17 protein-coding genes are annotated in these 16,266 nt (G+C 63.9%); 6 read left to right on the top strand and 11 right to left on the bottom strand.

Annotation, left to right across the window (positions count from 1 at the left end; translation table 11 throughout):
* Positions 1-175: 175 nt before the first annotated feature.
* The gene (locus tag JN280_RS16945) at positions 176-880 is read right to left on the bottom strand and encodes a response regulator (protein WP_446720729.1); all 705 of its coding nucleotides are present in this window, start codon (positions 878-880) and stop codon (positions 176-178) included.
* Positions 881-920: 40 nt separating this feature from the next.
* A complete protein-coding gene (locus JN280_RS16950) occupies positions 921-1,427 on the bottom strand; it encodes a MarR family winged helix-turn-helix transcriptional regulator (RefSeq protein WP_202313731.1) in 507 nt (168 codons plus the stop codon).
* Between the two features lie 261 nt (positions 1,428-1,688).
* Here JN280_RS16950 and JN280_RS16955 point away from each other — a divergent pair, with 261 nt between their 5' ends.
* Both JN280_RS16955 and JN280_RS16960 read left to right on the top strand, forming a co-directional pair.
* Complete coding sequence (locus JN280_RS16955) at positions 1,689-2,582, top strand: branched-chain amino acid aminotransferase (RefSeq protein ID WP_202313732.1); 894 nt, start codon at positions 1,689-1,691, stop codon at positions 2,580-2,582.
* A 212-nt stretch (positions 2,583-2,794) separates the two neighbouring features.
* On the top strand, positions 2,795-3,112 hold the full coding sequence (locus JN280_RS16960) for a hypothetical protein (protein WP_202313733.1): 318 nt from the start codon (positions 2,795-2,797) through the stop codon (positions 3,110-3,112).
* Positions 3,113-3,406: 294 nt separating this feature from the next.
* On the opposite strand, the gene JN280_RS16965 is transcribed toward JN280_RS16960, so the two are convergent.
* The gene (locus tag JN280_RS16965; protein ID WP_446720730.1) at positions 3,407-3,766 is read right to left on the bottom strand and encodes an ArsR/SmtB family transcription factor; all 360 of its coding nucleotides are present in this window, start codon (positions 3,764-3,766) and stop codon (positions 3,407-3,409) included.
* 270 nt (positions 3,767-4,036) lie between these two features.
* Here JN280_RS16965 and JN280_RS16970 point away from each other — a divergent pair, with 270 nt between their 5' ends.
* The gene (locus JN280_RS16970) at positions 4,037-4,678 is read left to right on the top strand and encodes an MBL fold metallo-hydrolase (RefSeq protein WP_202313734.1); all 642 of its coding nucleotides are present in this window, start codon (positions 4,037-4,039) and stop codon (positions 4,676-4,678) included.
* 190 nt (positions 4,679-4,868) lie between these two features.
* On the opposite strand, the gene JN280_RS16975 is transcribed toward JN280_RS16970, so the two are convergent.
* The 4 genes from JN280_RS16975 to JN280_RS16990 form a co-directional block, all read right to left on the bottom strand.
* A complete protein-coding gene (locus JN280_RS16975; RefSeq protein WP_342215972.1) occupies positions 4,869-5,348 on the bottom strand; it encodes a BA14K family protein in 480 nt (159 codons plus the stop codon).
* A gap of 564 nt (positions 5,349-5,912) precedes the next feature.
* Positions 5,913-6,125: a cold-shock protein gene (locus JN280_RS16980; RefSeq protein WP_202313735.1), complete on the bottom strand. Its 213-nt coding sequence runs from the start codon at positions 6,123-6,125 to the stop codon at positions 5,913-5,915.
* A gap of 415 nt (positions 6,126-6,540) precedes the next feature.
* Positions 6,541-6,753, bottom strand: coding sequence for a cold-shock protein (locus JN280_RS16985; RefSeq protein ID WP_202313736.1), 213 nt, complete (start codon positions 6,751-6,753; stop codon positions 6,541-6,543).
* A 243-nt stretch (positions 6,754-6,996) separates the two neighbouring features.
* Positions 6,997-8,085, bottom strand: coding sequence for a CapA family protein (locus JN280_RS16990; RefSeq protein WP_244743363.1), 1,089 nt, complete (start codon positions 8,083-8,085; stop codon positions 6,997-6,999).
* Between the two features lie 351 nt (positions 8,086-8,436).
* Between JN280_RS16990 and uvrB the strand changes: the two genes are divergently transcribed.
* Positions 8,437-11,475 carry an excinuclease ABC subunit UvrB gene (uvrB, locus tag JN280_RS16995; protein WP_202313737.1) on the top strand — a complete coding sequence of 1,013 codons (3,039 nt, stop codon included), beginning with the start codon at positions 8,437-8,439 and terminating at the stop codon, positions 11,473-11,475.
* A 99-nt stretch (positions 11,476-11,574) separates the two neighbouring features.
* Here the strand turns inward: uvrB and JN280_RS17000 are convergent, their stop codons facing one another.
* The gene (locus tag JN280_RS17000) at positions 11,575-11,799 is read right to left on the bottom strand and encodes a KTSC domain-containing protein (protein ID WP_202313739.1); all 225 of its coding nucleotides are present in this window, start codon (positions 11,797-11,799) and stop codon (positions 11,575-11,577) included.
* Between the two features lie 249 nt (positions 11,800-12,048).
* Here JN280_RS17000 and JN280_RS17005 point away from each other — a divergent pair, with 249 nt between their 5' ends.
* The gene (locus JN280_RS17005; protein ID WP_202313740.1) at positions 12,049-12,996 is read left to right on the top strand and encodes a calcium-binding protein; all 948 of its coding nucleotides are present in this window, start codon (positions 12,049-12,051) and stop codon (positions 12,994-12,996) included.
* Between the two features lie 54 nt (positions 12,997-13,050).
* On the opposite strand, the gene JN280_RS17010 is transcribed toward JN280_RS17005, so the two are convergent.
* Positions 13,051-13,605: a Kazal-type serine protease inhibitor family protein gene (locus tag JN280_RS17010; RefSeq protein ID WP_202313741.1), complete on the bottom strand. Its 555-nt coding sequence runs from the start codon at positions 13,603-13,605 to the stop codon at positions 13,051-13,053.
* 420 nt (positions 13,606-14,025) lie between these two features.
* Here JN280_RS17010 and JN280_RS17015 point away from each other — a divergent pair, with 420 nt between their 5' ends.
* Entirely contained in the window at positions 14,026-14,268 is a 243-nt protein-coding gene (locus tag JN280_RS17015) for a DUF1344 domain-containing protein (RefSeq protein WP_202313742.1), read from the top strand.
* A gap of 78 nt (positions 14,269-14,346) precedes the next feature.
* Here the strand turns inward: JN280_RS17015 and JN280_RS17020 are convergent, their stop codons facing one another.
* Both JN280_RS17020 and JN280_RS17025 read right to left on the bottom strand, forming a co-directional pair.
* On the bottom strand, positions 14,347-14,751 hold the full coding sequence (locus JN280_RS17020; RefSeq protein WP_202313743.1) for a hypothetical protein: 405 nt from the start codon (positions 14,749-14,751) through the stop codon (positions 14,347-14,349).
* Between the two features lie 253 nt (positions 14,752-15,004).
* Positions 15,005-16,222, bottom strand: coding sequence for a mandelate racemase/muconate lactonizing enzyme family protein (locus tag JN280_RS17025; RefSeq protein WP_202313744.1), 1,218 nt, complete (start codon positions 16,220-16,222; stop codon positions 15,005-15,007).
* Positions 16,223-16,266 lie beyond the last annotated feature (44 nt).

Raw genomic sequence — 16,266 nt, forward strand, 5'->3', positions numbered from 1 at the left:
GCAGGAAACCGGACCTTCTGCTCCAGGACGAACCGCCCGATGTGGCGACTGGGCGCTGGGCCGCAGTCACGCGTTCCGCCTGCGCCGGGCCCTTGTCCGCCGGGGTCATCTGCGAAGTCGCCATTCGTCCTTTCCGATCGCCGACCGCTTCCCGGAGCGGTCGCGAAGGCCTGCGTCATTCGACGCTCAACCTATACCCTATGCCGCGCACAGTCTGCAGCCAGACAGGATTGGAGGGGTCGCGTTCGATCTTGCGGCGAAGCCGGTTGATCTGGACGTCGATGGTGCGTTCGCCGACCTCCGATTCGCCGGCCACCAATTCGTGGCGCGGGATGGTCTCGCCGGCCCTGCCGGCGAAGATCGCCAGGATCTCCTGTTCGCGGTCCGTCAGCCTCAAGGCTTCGCCGCCGCGCTTCAATTCGCGTTTGGCGATCTGGAACGTGTAGGGGCCAAACACGATCTGCTCTACCTTCGGAACGACCTGTGGCCCGCCGCGGCGCAGGATGTTGCTGATCCTCAGGATCAGTTCGCGCGGATCGAACGGCTTGGGCAGATAGTCGTCGGCACCTGCTTCGAGCCCGGTGATGCGGCTTTCGGTTTCGGACAGCGCAGTCAGCATCAGGATCGGCACGTCGCGCTCGCCGCGCAGCGACCTCGTCAGGTCGACACCGCTTTCGCCAGGCATCATCACATCGAGCACGACAAGGTCGAAATCCAGTCCGGCAAGCCGCCGCCGCGCTTCGACGGCGGTCCCCGCGACCGTTACCCTGAAGCCGTTCTCGGTCAGATACTGCTTCAGCAGATTGCGGATACGCGTGTCGTCGTCGACCACCAGAAGATGCGGGGCGTCGTCGTCCGGCACGGAAGATGGGTCGGTCATCTGGATCGCCTCCATAGTCTTTCCCCTCTCTTGAACTATCCTACTTGACGGGCCGATTGTCGATCTGCGCCCTGAGTTCCGGGTTCACCATGGCCTTCAGGAACCGTTCGACGGCTTCCCGGTCGGCCGCGTTTGCGCCCTCCAGTGCCTGATGGATGCGGCGTGACTGTGGCCGCGCGAGCGCCAGCGCCAAAGTGCGACCTTTGGCCGTCGGATAGAGCTCGCGCTGGCGCCGGTCGCGGGGGCCCTGCACCTGTATGACGTGGCCGGTATCGATGAGCTGCTTCAGCACCCTGGCGAGGCTCTGCTTGGTGATCTGCAGCACCTCGAGCAGTTCAGCCACCGTCAGTCCCGGACGCCTGTTGACGAAATGCAGCACCCGATGGTGGGCGCGGCCGAAGCCGTAGTCGGTCAGGATTACGTCCGGGTCGGACGTGAAGTCGCGATAGGCGAAGAAGAACAGCTCGATGACAGTGAAGTCGATGCCGTCTTCCAGCGTCAGCGCCGTCCTGATCGGCTTGGCGTTTGCGGCGATACGTTCGGCCATGTGTTTCCCGCACCCGGAATGATTCCGTGATCCTGCCGGAATTATGTCAGTGATGTTGACATAATTTGGGTTGGATGGTAATTTTATTCAAGCTTTTCGGCGGATTTTGAACGAAAAGGCAAGGAAAATCGGTTCCTTCAGGAATTTCCGTGAATTTGCCTTTCCCCGGCGTTCCGCCTACGCTCACCCGCAGACATTCACAGCAATGCCGCGGACAGAAAACCACTCGACGTCCGGGCACAGGCCCGCGGGAGGCAAGTCATGGCATCCGTTTCTTTCGACCAACTCGACGGCTTCATCTGGATGAACGGACAGTTCGTCAAATGGGCCGACGCCAAGATCCACGTGCTGACGCACGGGCTGCACTACGCCAGCGCCGTCTTCGAGGGCGAGCGCGCCTATGGCGGCGAGATCTTCAAACTGACCGAGCACAGCGAGCGCCTGCACGAGTCGGGGCGCATCCTGGGCTTCACCATCCCCTACAGCGTGGCCGAGATCGACGAGGCCTGCCGCGAACTGCTTAAGAAGCAAGGCTTCAAGGACGCCTATGTGCGCCCGATCGCCTGGCGCGGCAGCGAGCAGATGGGCGTTTCGGCCCAGAACAACAAGATCAACTGCGCGATCGCGATCTGGCAGTGGCCGAGCTATTTCGACCCTGCGCAGAAGCTGAAGGGCATCCGCCTCGACATCGCCGAATACCGCCGTCCCGATCCGCGTACGGCGCCGTCGCGCGCGAAGGCCGCCGGCCTCTACATGATCTGTACCCTTTCCAAGCACGCCGCCGAGGCGAAAGGGTACGCCGACGCCATGATGTTCGACTGGCGCGGCCGAGTGGCCGAGGCGACGGGCGCCAATATCTTCTTTGTCAAGGACGGCAAGCTCCACACGCCGGATCCGGACTGCTTCCTCGACGGCATCACCCGCAGGTCCGTGATCGATCTGGCGCGTCGTCGCGGCTTCGCGGTCGTCGAGCGGGCGATCCAGCCGGAGGAACTCGAAGGCTTCGAGCAATGCTTCCTCACCGGCACGGCGGCCGAGGTGACCCCCGTTTCCGAGATCGGACCGTACCGGTTCGAGGTGGGCGAAATCACCAAGACGCTGATGAACGACTATACCGCCGAAGTGCAGCCCAAGCACGCGATCGCAGCCGAGTAGCGGTCTCGGGCGGCTCGCCGCCAGGGGCGGGCCGCATCCTGGCCGTCGGAGCAGTCAACGGCTTCAGGTGACGTTGTGGAAGCCTCGCATCAAGGCGAGGCGGTCGCGGTCGGTTTTACTTCGGCGATCTCATATTTGACTTTCGTCTAATTCGGCGTCTCACTGTGCATGCCGGGCTCACCGAGTCCCGGTTTGCTCTGGAGGGAAGTCACATGGACAGTAGTGCCCTTATTGCTATCATCGTGCAGATCATCACGGGTATCATCGGTGGCCAGGCTGTAGGCGCGGCAATCCAGCAGGCGGCAATGAGTCAGCTGCCGAAAATCATCAGCGGTGCGGTCGGCGGCGTCGCCGGCGGCACGATCCTCGGAAGCCTGCTCGGCGGCGCGACGACCGGCGATCCGGCTGCCGGCGGCGCGGCCGGCGGGGCGCTCGGCGGCCTTCTCACGAACGCCATCGGCGGGGCCGGCGGCGGCGCAATCCTGACGGCGATCGTCGGCGCCGTGATGAAGTCAATGAACAAGGCCTGACAGCCATTCCCGGGTGGCGGGCGGCCTCCCGGTCGCCCGTTTCCCCATTAGGCTCGACGTTGCTTCCGCCCCGCTGGCTGCGTCGTGAAACTCGTCGAGACGACGGTAGCCAGCGTCCATACTTTCTTCCAGCATGCAGAGCGCCGTCGCGCGTTTTCCCTCAACGCTCACAGGACGGTGCTCGAGCCAGCCCTGTTCAGCCATGACGGGGGGCGGAAGTGCAGGGCGCGTTGAAGATCTGTTTCAGATGATCTCACGGTTGGACGGCGTCGTGACGGGCAAATGGCCGTTTGTTCATTCCACGCCTCTACCGCCCTTGCTTGCCGCATCGCCCTGCAGCACGTCGAGCAGGGTGTCGAGCCGATGGAAATTGCCCTCCCAGATGGCGCGGTAGTTCTCGAGCCAGCCGTTCGCTTCTGCGAGCGGGGCCGTCTCAAGGCGGCATGGCCGGCGTTGCGCGTCCCGTCCGCGCGAGACCAACCCCGCACTCTCCAGGACCTTCAGGTGTTTCGAGATCGCGGGCTGACTCATGGCGAAAGGCTCGGCAAGTTCCATCACGGTCGCTTCGCCGAGGACCAGCCGTGCCAGGATCGCGCGCCTTGTGGGATCGGCGAGCGCAGCGAATGTCGCGTTGAGTCGGTCAGTCGGCATCATGTAGACAACTCGAGTATTCCATAACTGAAAGGTTATATGTTATTTGCCGTTCGTCAATCGATCTTTGATCGGAGTACCGGGCCTCGACCTCGCCGGACGGGTAGACGGATGGGGCTGCCCCCACTATGTGTGCCCTGGCGCACGATCCGAGGACTTGGAATTCGACCTCGGAAAAGCACGATGCGCCGAGCATGAAGCGATGGGCGCCCTTTGCGTGTCCGAAGCAACGCGCGGCACGGTGAGCCGCGACCGAGAAGATGAGGCAGTGCGATGGGCCAGCTCAACGCCGGGATAATCCCGGTGACCCCTTTCCAGCAGAATTGCACGATCCTGTTCGATACGGACGACAGGTCCGGCGTGGTCGTCGATCCCGGTGGCGATGTCGCCGAGATCGTGAAGGCGATCGAAGACAACAAGCTCTCGATCGCCGCGATCTGGATCACCCACGGCCATATCGATCACGCAGGCGGCGCCATGGAGCTCAAGGACAAGCTCGGGGTGGAGATACTCGGCCCGCATGAGGCCGATCGTCCGCTGCTTGCCAATCTCGAAAACCAGGCGCTGCGCTTCGGTATCACCGACACCGTGCGCAATTGCGTGCCCGACCGCTTCCTCGCCGAGGGCGAGACGGTCGGCTTCGGCGAGCACAACTTTGAAGTGCTGCATTGCCCCGGTCATGCGCCGGGCCATGTCGTCTATTTCAACCGTGCTGCAAAGTTCGCCCATGTCGGCGACGTGCTGTTCCGCGGTTCGATCGGTCGGACCGACCTGCCCGGCGGGGATCATGCCGCGCTGATCCGGTCGATCAAGGAGAAGCTGCTGCCGCTCGGCGACGATATCGGCTTCCTGTGCGGCCATGGGCCGGGCGGCCGCTTCGGCGAAGAGCGGTTGAGCAATCCGTTCCTTACATAGAGCGCTTCCAAACGGCGGACGCACCGACGGTGCTGCCCTAGCCCGAACTTTGCCTAGCCGTCGTCGCAGCGCCGGATTTATTCCGAAACCGGTACCCGCCTTCGGGTTCGATGCCATGCGGCCCCGAATATTGGCTGCCGCCAGGGTCGGCGAGCGCCGCCATGCGGCGCTCAACCTTCATTCAGACCGCCTATCGGGCTTCGCAGAAATGCCGCCTGCCGTCATAGCCGACGAAGGTGCCGGTGCTCGGATTGAAGGAACGATAGCGATCCTCGCAATAGCGGAACCAGCCGGGGCTCCACGGCTCGAGCCCACCATAGGCATATCGCCCCGTCCCATAGCCGGCGCCCTCCGGCGCATATTCATATTCGGCGCCTGGCCGCGGCGGGAAATAGTCGTCGTCCACATAAGGATCGTTATAAATCCGCTCCCGGTAGACCGGTCCCCTTGGGCCCGAATCCGCCAGAGCACCCGCGACGATAGCACCGGCCGCCAGGCCGAGTACGCCTGCTGCAAGCAGATCGCCGTCGGAGTTGCGACGAACGACATGGCCTTCGCGGTAATAACGCTCGCCGCTATGGGCGGCAGGCAGGGCGGTCAGCGTGGTCGCGGCGATGGCCGCCGAGAGGATCGAAGTTTTCAGGAAGCGGTTCACATCTGTCTCCTTCACGCCGCGGATCCCGGGGAAGGTCGGCGGTCGATTGCCCGTCTAGGCCCCCTTGCATGAACGGAGGCTGAACGGCGTGGCGGACGGCTGTGTGCCTGCCGAAAGTGGCATTTTGAGAAAGGATGAAGTTATCGGACGCAAGCACTCGGGTGCTCCGTGCCGGCGGTCGATGAGATCGACCGCCGAAGCGACTGCCAACCACGCCTGTCGGACCGAAAGCCCATTGGCACCAGAGCGCCGGGCGTCCGCTCGGATGCGCAAAGGTCGCTCTGGCGCTTTCAACCTGCGCATCGTGCCTTCTGAAAATCGAGTACGATTTCCGACGCAGTAGATCCCCCGATGTTCGATGGTTGTCGGCCGCAGGGCTACCTTGGACCAGGAACACCAAAGCGGCGTCGATCAGGCGCCCGCTTTCCTGGAGACGGCACATCCACGAGACGGCACATCCACAGATGCTCCGTGCCGGCATCGATAGGAAAAAGCTCCGCAGACAGCATTGCTGCGACACCGCGCCTGCCATGCCTGTTTCCGGGGCCGGAGCCCCGCCGTCGATGGTCGTGGACCGGCTCAGCCGATCCTGAGATTGACCGCCTTCGGACCCTTGCCGCGCTTGTCCGGCTCGGTATCGAAAGTCACTTTCTGCCCGTCTTCGAGGCCGGGAAGGCCGGAGGCCTGCACCGCCGAGATATGTACGAATACGTCCTTCGCTCCGTCGTCCGGCGTGATGAAGCCGAAGCCTTTGGCATGGTTGAAGAACTTGACAGTGCCGGTCTGCGGCATGGGAAACTCCCTTTGGTCCCATCATCGACATGTCTGGCGGGAAATATCCCCGCGCAGGCTCGGCCGTTCACTGGAGGAGCAGAAACAGTTTCTCGCGCCGGGACCTTCCCAAGATCCTCTTGTTCCGCGATCACCTGGGCTTCCGGCGTTGCCAGAACCCAGTGCAGTCTATTCCGGTCTCCGGGCCGGCAAATGCCCGAACAAGAATTTTGTCCTTCATTTTTCCGGCGTGAGCAAGTGAAACTTTCAATTTGGCTCATTGACGCCACGACAGCTCCATCGGGCATCGACAATTCGCCGGCTTATGTATGGTGAGCATTCCCTAAGTTGGCTGATACTATCTGTAATGCACCTCAAAAGCAAAAGGCACGGCGGATCGCCGTGCCTTTCGAAGAATGGCAGTCTTGCAGACGAATCAGGCGGCGCGCAGATTGACCGCCTTGGGGCCCTTGCCCATGCGGTCCGGCTCGACGTCGAAGGTGACCTTCTGGCCGTCGATCAGGGTGCGCAGGCCGGAGGCTTCGATCGCCGAGATGTGCACGAATACATCCTTCGCGCCGCCATCAGGCGTGATGAAGCCATAACCCTTGGTTGCGTTGAAGAACTTCACGGTGCCGGTCTGAGCCATTGGGGGGAGAACTCCTTCACCCATTGTTGCTTGGTCCTTCCCGATATTGGAAGACGGGAGAACCGGTGGATCTTGGCGGTCAGGCGTTTTGCGCATGATTTAACCCCCCGCCAAAGAGGGGCCGTCAGATATTCACAGTATCGGGGAAAGGGTCGTCCAAAGCGTCCAGTCTCCGGGTCAGCAAATGCCCGAGGGACACTTCTATTGCACGGATGCGTGATAGTTGCAAGACTGTCCGTGAATTCAGTCACTTGCCGCCGCGCGTAAATCTTGCTGTCGTGCGAATATTGTCCGCCAGCGGTCGGCCGCACGGCGCCCTAGACTTCGGCGCGCCATGTCGATCGGTGCGAGCACCTCGCGGCCACCCCGCGGTGACCGGAGGAAGGGGACCATGCCGCATGACACGATCCCGGCACGCCGGGAGCCGGCCTCCGCCTTGTCCAGGCTGATGCCGACCGACAGCAGCGCGCTGATCCGCAACGGCCAACGGCACCACCACCATGCCGTGCCGAGGAAATCGCCGAGGGAATATGCGACCAGCGTTTCGCCGATCCGTTCCGCCGGCTGGACCACATGCGCATGGCCGCCGACGACGAGACTGGCGCCGCTTGCCGCCAACCGCCGCGCCGTCTCTCGCGTCGCGGCTTCCGGGAAATGCCGGAACTCGCGGTCCCAATGGGGTACGGCGCAGACGAAGTCGGCCTCGGCCTCGCGCAACGCGGCCCAGCCGCCGTGGTTGAAATCCGCCGCGGTCGTCACCCGGCCCGAAAAGGCATCGGCCGTCTCGTTGCGCCATTGGGTGAAGGCGGCAAGGCCGATCCGCGCCGGACCGGCCCGCACGGTCCGCACGAAGCCATCCCGTGCGGCTCCGATCGTGCGGACGCAAAGCCGGTCGAGCGTCTCCAGCGTCTGCTCGAAGCCGGGGACGCCCTGGTCGAGCGCGTGGTTGTTGGCGAGCGACAGCACCAGCCTGTGCGGGTCGATGGCCGCGGCGGCCAGCGTCTGTTCGAGAAAGCTCCGGGTCATGGCGTGGCGCGTGCCGACTGCGGTGCCAAGCCGGGCGAGGGGGCGAGCCACGATTGGGCTTTCGCAATTGCCGATCACGAGATCGGCTGCGGAGATGGTCTTGCGCAGGCTTTCGTCGATTTCGGGCGACTTGCCGCTCGCCACGGCCGAGATGTCACCGACGAAGACGAGACGCACGTCCGGCGGTGGTGTCCGCGACGATCCCCCCATCGCCGGCAAAAACCCGTTGCGGTCGCCGCCGAGAGACGGAACCAGAAAACGGGGCAGCCAGGAGAGACGATAGGAGAGAGGAAAGTTGCTCGACACCGCGCTCTTCTAATCGTTTGCGGAAGGGCGCGCCAGAAGCTTCGCAGCGTCGCTCCGGCTTTCGCAGCGCGCCCCGAGGAGCGTTCGGCGTGGGTGGTGGGTCCTCGCCTCATGGACCGCGATGCCGTCAGTCGCATCTTGTCGGCCCGGCGGGCTGTCAGGCCCAGGCTCGGATGCTGCAATGCTGCACGCTCGTTCGCAGGGATGCCTTGCGCCGATCAATTTGCGCATCGTGTCTTCCAAGGCGCTGCCGCCTCCTCCTGACAGCGCATTGTCAGCATCGCCGCGACGCGGGGCGGCCCGATGGTGATTGGACTTTCCATTTTGCGGGACTCCACCCATATTCCTGACATGGCCAAATCTCCCGACAGAAAGTCGCCTCCGGCGAATGAGGACCGCTTCGGCGGCCGCAAGCGGCGCAGCCCGCTGACCGACTTCCTTGATGCCTCCGAGCCGCTGGAGGAGGGAGGATTCTCCGAGGCGCCGCAGTCCGACTTTTCCGGTGCGCCCCTGTCCGGATCGGTGTCCGAATGGGCCGAACAGATCGCGCGCGAGGCCGAGGCCGCGCGGCCTGCCAAGAGCGCCAAGCCGGCCAAGAAGGTTCCCGAGCGGTCGGCGGCGCCGACCAAGACGGCCCGCGGCACGTCGATGGGCGGTGCAGCGAGCGCCAAGGAACGCGCGGCTGCCGGCCTCAACCCGGTCGCCGGTCTCGACATTTCGCTCGAAGACGCCGAACATCTCTCCAATTCCGGCGTCACCGCCACTGTCGCAGCGCTCTCCAGGCTGATCGAAAGCGGCAATCCGCTCCACAAGAACGGCAAGATCTGGACGCCGCACCGGCCCGAGCGGCCGGAGAAGTCCGAAGGCGGCATCCGCATCGAGATGAAGTCGGAATTCGCCCCGGCGGGCGACCAGCCCACGGCCATTGCCGACCTCGTCGAAGGCGTCGGCCGGGCCGACCGTACCCAGGTGCTGCTCGGCGTCACCGGCTCCGGCAAGACCTTCACCATGGCCAAGGTGATCGAGGAGACGCAGCGTCCCGCACTGATCCTGGCGCCCAACAAGACGCTCGCCGCCCAGCTCTATGGCGAGTTCAAGCAGTTCTTTCCCGACAATGCGGTCGAGTATTTCGTCTCCTACTACGACTATTACCAGCCGGAGGCCTACGTTCCGCGCACCGACACCTATATCGAGAAGGAATCCTCCATCAACGAGCAGATCGACCGCATGCGCCATTCGGCGACGCGCTCGCTGCTCGAGCGCGACGACGTGATCATCGTCGCCTCGGTGTCCTGCATCTACGGTATCGGCTCGGTCGAGACCTACACCGCCATGACCTTCCAGATGCAGGTCGGCGACCGGCTCGACCAGCGCCAGCTCCTGGCCGATCTCGTCGCCCAGCAGTACAAGCGCCAGGAGGTCAATTTCGTGCGCGGCTCGTTCCGCGTGCGCGGCGACACGATCGAGATCTTTCCGGCTCACCTGGAAGACCGCGCCTGGCGCATCAGCATGTTCGGCGACGAGATCGAGGCGATCACGGAATTCGATCCGCTGACCGGCCAGAAGACGGGCGCTCTGAAGAGCGTGAAGATCTATGCGAATTCGCACTATGTGACGCCGCGGCCTACGCTCAACCAGGCGATCAAGTCGATCCGCGAGGAACTGAAGTTCCGCCTCGACGAACTGACGAGGGCCGGACGGCTGCTCGAGGCGCAGCGGCTGGAGCAGCGTACCCGCTTTGACCTGGAGATGCTGGAGGCGACCGGATCCTGCGCCGGCATCGAGAACTATTCGCGCTATCTCACCGGCCGCCAGCCCGGCGAGCCGCCTCCGACCTTGTTCGAGTACATCCCGGACAACGCGCTGATCTTCATCGACGAGAGCCACGTCACCGTGCCGCAGATCGGCGGCATGTATCGCGGCGACTTCCGGCGCAAGGCGACGCTTGCCGAATACGGCTTCAGGCTGCCGTCCTGCATGGACAACCGGCCGCTGCGCTTCGAGGAATGGGATGCGATGCGTCCGCTGACCGTCGCCGTATCGGCGACGCCGGGCGGCTGGGAAATGGATGAGGCCGGCGGCGTCTTCGCCGAGCAGGTCATCCGCCCGACCGGCCTCATCGATCCGCCGGTGGAGGTGCGCCCGGCCAAGAGCCAGGTCGACGACGTGCTCGGCGAGATCCGGGACACGGCGCGCGCCGGCTATCGCTCGCTGGTGACTGTGCTCACCAAGCGCATGGCCGAGGACCTGACGGAATATCTGCACGAGCAGGGCGTGCGCGTGCGCTACATGCATTCCGACGTCGAGACGCTGGAGCGTATCGAGATCATACGCGATCTGCGCCTTGGCGCCTTCGACGTGCTGGTCGGCATCAACCTGCTGCGCGAGGGCCTCGACATCCCCGAATGCGGTCTCGTCGCCATCCTCGACGCGGACAAGGAAGGCTTCCTGCGCTCCGAAACCTCGCTGATCCAGACGATCGGCCGCGCGGCGCGCAACGTCGACGGACGCGTCGTGCTCTATGCCGATCAGGTCACGGGCTCGATGGAGCGCGCGATGGCCGAGACACAGCGCCGCCGCGAGAAGCAGATGGTCTGGAACGAGGAGAACGGCATCACGCCGGAAAGCGTGAAGTCGCGTATCGCCGACATTCTCGATTCGGTCTACGAGAAGGACCACGTCCGCGCCGACATCTCCGGCTTCGCCGAGAACCAGGGCGCACTCATGGGCAACAACCTCAGGGCGCATCTGGAATATCTCGACAAGCGCATGCGCGACGCCGCGGCCAATCTCGATTTCGAGGAGGCGGCCCGCGTGCGCGACGAGATCAAGCGCCTGCGGGAAGCCGAGCTCGCCGTCTCCGACGATCCGCTGGCGCGCGAGGCGGAGAGCATCAGCCCGGTTTCCGGCCGCGAGAAGGGCAGGCACAACAAGGGGATCGCCCGTCACCGCACGGTCGACGATGGGGAAGGCGGGCGCAAGTCGCTCTTCGCCAAGCCGTCGCTGGACGATATGGGGCCGGGAACCGACATGGCGAAGCCGGCGGGCAAGGGCGGCCTGTTCCGCAAGCCGGATCTCGACGAGATGGGCGGCGACGCGGCCGTTCCAGCCAATGCCGTCCCGCGCTCGCTGTTCAAGAAGCAGTCGCACCAGGAAGCGCATGGCTCGGATTTCGGCATTCCCGGCGAGGGCTCCCTGTTCCGCAAGAACACGCTCGACGAGATGACCGTGCGGCGCACGGAAAAGCCCGCCGAAGGCGCCAGGCCGAAGGCCGCGGACGATGCGCGTCCGGTCCGGCGCGAGCGTGCCGGCATCGGCTCCTACGAGGATCCGGCCGACGAACGCCAGCGCCAGCGCCGGTCGCGCAAATCGGGACGGCCGGGGCATTAATCCAACCTTGCGGCACGTTGCTGCAAGACCGACAAGCCGTCGCCCCTAAGGTCTCAAAGTCGGCTGCGAGTGATTGCTGCCGCGGCGGTGAGTGGAAGTTCAGCGCAACCGATTGTAGCGGTAGCGATTGACGATCTCCTGGTTGAAGAAGCGGCCGGGCGAGGGAGCCTCGCGGAAGGCGTCGACGACGATCCACGGTACCTCGAAATAGAGATAAGCGGTGCCGTTGACCAACCGCACTTCGAGTTCGTCGTCATCGGGCGCGTAGCGGATCGGGCGGACGACGCTCGAGCCTGGAAAGTCGGTCTGCTCGACGGTTCTCATCGTCTTTTCTCCGATAAGGCGTCGCCTCGTCCTGGTGCCGATGTGACGGCCTTCGGAACGCCATGATCCTCTCCGAACGCAATGCCGTCAAATCGAAAGCAAGTTTCCTGAACGCAACCCTGCGTTTCCATTCATCGCCCGTTCAGCCGTTCTGCCGCATGTTCCGCGCCATCAGGGACGACCCCGGGGACGAGAGTTCCGCCGGTATCGGCAGGACCCGGAAGCCGCCGGAAACAAAGGAGAATATTCATGCCCGTCATTCGCGGCACCAACTATTCCGAGACGCTCTACGGAACGGCGTATAACGATACGATCTACGGCTATGGCGGCGACGACCTCATCTATGGCTATGGCGGCAACGACCTGATCTATGGCGGGGCCGGCAATGACGACATCCTCGGCGGCAACGGCGTCAACAATCTCTATGGAGGCACGGGCGCCGACTGGTTCATCATGAGCGCGCGTACCACTGGGCTCAGCGACGATTTCATTGCCGACTTCCAGTTCGGCTATGACAAGATCGACGTCTCGGCCTGGGGCATCAGCGACTTCAGCCAGCTCAGGGCTTTCCTGAAGACCGACAAGTATGGTGACGCCTATTTCAACGCCTTCTACAACGGCTACGACCACTATCTGACTGTCGCCGACGTTACCGCCGGCCAGTTGATCTCCAGCGACTTCGTCTATTCGAGTTCAGGCGCCCGCAGCCAGTCCGGTACCAACTATTCCGACATGATGTTCGGCTCCCGCTACAACGATACGCTGTACGGTGCCGGCGGCAACGACATATTGCATGGCGGCCTCGGCAACGACCGAATGAACGGCGGCACCGGCAATGACGATCTCTATGGCGGCGCCGGCTACGACGTGCTGACCGGCGGCGCCGGAGCGGACGCCTTCGTTTTCCAGTCGGTCACCGACAGCGCGCCGAACGCCTATCGCGACCGCATCACCGACTTCGACTACAGGTACGATTTCATCGATCTTTCGCTGATCGACGCGCGGGCGAATGTTGCCGGCAACCAGGCCTTCCAGTGGATCGGCACCGGCAACTTCACCAATTCCGGCCAGCTCAAATATGGCTGGTACGGCAACGACACGATCATCTCTGCGAATACGGACACGGACTCCACTCCGGAATTCCAGATCGTCCTGTCGGGCAGGCATACGCTGCTCGCCGGCGACTTCGTCCTGTAGAAGCGTTTCCGAACTCCTGCCCGGCCGGCCGCTCCGCGGCCGGCCGCATCCGTTTCAGCAGGGGCCTTGGGCGACTACGCGGTAGCCGGCCGAGTCCGCCTCGCATTGATTGCCGAAGGTCCTGACGTTGCTGCCGCGCCGCGCGCAGACCGGGACATATTCGGCGGTGCAGACCCGGTTGCCGCCGTTGCCCCCACCGATGGCGCCGCCGCCTGGAGCGCGGCATTCGCCGCTCGCGATCACGCGGTAGCCGGCTGCAGCCGCCTCGCATTCATTGGCGAAAGTCCTGATACGGTCGCCGCGCCGTGCGCAGACGGGAGCGTATTCGCGTGTGCAGATGCCGGGACGCGGTCCGCCATTGGCGCGGCACTCGCCGCCGCTGACGATACGATATCCGGCCCGTCCGGCCAGGCAGGCATTGGCGAAGGTCTGGCGGTCGCCGCGGCGCTCGCCGCAGACAGGGGCATATTCCCTGGTGCAGAAGCCGGGTTGCGGACCGGGTCTCGGCGGCGGCATCGGTTCCTGGACGGCCACGGTGCACGACAACAACGCGCATGCCGCGAACAGGAGCGCGCCCAGACGCGCGGCCACGGAAGCCGAAACTCTCATGGATGTCTTCCCTCTCCTCCCGTTTTCGAGTCCCGCTCCTCGAATCGGTCGATGGATCATAGCGACAAAGCGCTGGCGCGGGCGGATGGCGTCAACCTACGCTTGTCGCGCACGTTTACAATTCTTGTCCGCCGCAACTTTCGGCGTGCGTTTTCGTGATCGCCGGCCATCCGAAATTCGGCGCCGGCATGGCCGTGCTGCGGGACGCCGAGCCGACACATGCCCACGTTCGACGAAGCTGGCCTTGCTTCCGCCTCGATCCGCTCCCGTAGAGGAGAATATGTCGAAAATAAGTAATTGTTTTTATTATAAAAGTTCATCGTATGTGATTTGTGGCAGGCGCTGGCGCGGCCTATCTCCGTCGTGTCCTCACGGATCAGCAGGACCGTGCGGACGGCAAACAGAACGGGAGTATTCGAGATGAAGAAAATCCTTGCAACGACCGTCGCTTCGCTCGCCTTCATCGGCATGGCCTATGCGGCGACCGTCGAAGGCGTGGTGCAGTCGGTGGATCCGGCCACGCGCACCGTCACGCTCCAGGACGGCAAGAGCTTCGTCGCGCCGGAAGGGACCTCGCTCGATTCCCTCGCCGCCGGCGCCAAGGTCAGATTGACCGTCGACGACACGACGGGCGCCGTCACCGCGATCGACAAGGCCTCCTGATTCCGAAAGTAATGAAGAGACCGGCTCGGATGGGCCGGTCTCTTCGACCTGAGCAAACCGTTCGGGCCGCGGATACGGTCAGAAGACCGTTGGTATCCTGGCGACCACCCAGCCGGTCGTATCGCGTGCCAGCTCGAGGGTGCCGCCCGCCGCACGGCCAAGCCCGTCCTTCACAACGCGATAACCGTCGGAGGCGCGCGCCAGGATGCCGTCGTGCGACGTCACGGTGGCCGGTTCCGCCGCATCTGCCGCTGCCGGTGCGCCGGCTGCCTGCGTCTCGGCTTGTTCGGGGCGATCGAGCTTCGAGCATATCGCCATGACGGTCGGGTAGTCGAAGGCACCACGTACCGCACGGCTCTTCAGCGCAGTTTCGCATTCCTCCATCGTCGTCCATTCCGGCTGATGATCGTGAATGAGTTCGCAGAGCTTGGCGTCGCAGTCGCAGCCGATGATGGCCATCGCGACAACAGCGGATTTCATCATGACATGCCCCTCGTTTTCTTCGCCCGTTTTGTCGGCCCGGATCGGGGCGGGATTGGGCCGGAATGATGGAGGAGCGGTGGCGGGGTGACGGACTTGTTGCGGCAGCATCGAACGGCAGTTTGAGCGAGCCGCCTGAGGCGCCGAATCAACGCCTTGCGACGCTGATTCAGCCGATTGCCGAAAAGAATCCGGATGTCGCGATAAAGCTTTGGGATTCCTTGAGAATTCCAAAGCGTGCGTGTATCGCGACGCCTCAGGGAAACAGCGGATCGGGTGCCATTTCCAGATGCAGCGGCTTGCCGCTCCAGGGATGCGCCTCGCACACCGCTTCGTCGAGCTCTACGCCCAAGCCCGGTTCCTTCGAGGGAATGACGTTGCCGTCCTGCCACTCGATCTTCTTCTTGAGCAGTTTCTCGTGGAATCCGTCCCATTGCTTGAGCGATTCCAGGATCAGGAAGTTCGGCAGCGTGACGGCGAGCTGGATGTTCGCGGCGCCGACGATCGGCCCGCAATAGCAGTGCGGCGCCACCTGGATGTGGTAGGCCTCGGCCATGGCGGCGATCTTCTTGGTCTCGAGGATGCCGCCGGAACGTCCGAGGTCGGGCTGGAGGATCGTTGCGGCCCGGTTCTCGATGACGCGCGCGAACTCCCATTTGCCGGTGAGGCGCTCGCCCGTCGCGATGGGGATCGAGGTGCCGCGCGCCACGTCCGCCATTACCTCCGGCATATCAGGCGGCACCGGCTCCTCGAACCAGAGCGGGTCGTAGGGCTCGATGGCGCGGGCCATGCGGAGCGCGCCCGATGCGGTGAACTGGCCATGCGTGCCGAACAGTATGTCTGCCTTGGTGCCGACGGCCTCGCGGATCGCCTTGACCATGCGCGCCGACAGGTCGATGTCGATCAGCCGGGGCTGATGGCCGTCGAAGGCGGTGTAAGGGCCGGCTGGATCGAGCTTCACGGCGTTGAAGCCCTGCTCGACATAAAGTGCGGCACATTCGGCGGCGAGGTCGGGGTCGTTGTAGACGTTCTTGTCCGGGTTCTCGACCTCGTTGGTGAAGACGCTGCCCGCGTGGGGATAAAGATAGGTGTAGGAGCGCAGCGTCTCGTGGACCTGACCTCCGAGCAGCTTGTAGACGGGCTTGCCGGCTTCCTTGCCGACAATGTCCCAGCAAGCCATTTCCAGCGCCGAGACGCAGCCCATCATGGAGACGTCGGGGCGTTGCGTGAAGCCCGACGAATAGGCCCGCCGGAAGAAGGTCTCGATGTCATGCGGGTCGCGGCCGACAAGGTAGCGGGCGGCGCAGTCCTCGATCATCCTGGCCGTCACATCGGGGCCGAAGGTAGCATTGTAGGCCTCGCCATAACCGACCACGCCGCCATCGGTCGTGAGCTTGACGAAGATGAAATAGCGTCCCCCGATGCCCGGCGGCGGATTGCCGACGACGAAGGTCTTGATGTCTGTGATCTTCATGGATGGTTCCTCCGCGAAACGTATCGGGACCAAGCAGGTTTGCG

Source organism: Mesorhizobium sp. L-8-10 (assembly GCF_016756635.1).
In the GTDB taxonomy this organism is placed as follows: domain Bacteria; phylum Pseudomonadota; class Alphaproteobacteria; order Rhizobiales; family Rhizobiaceae.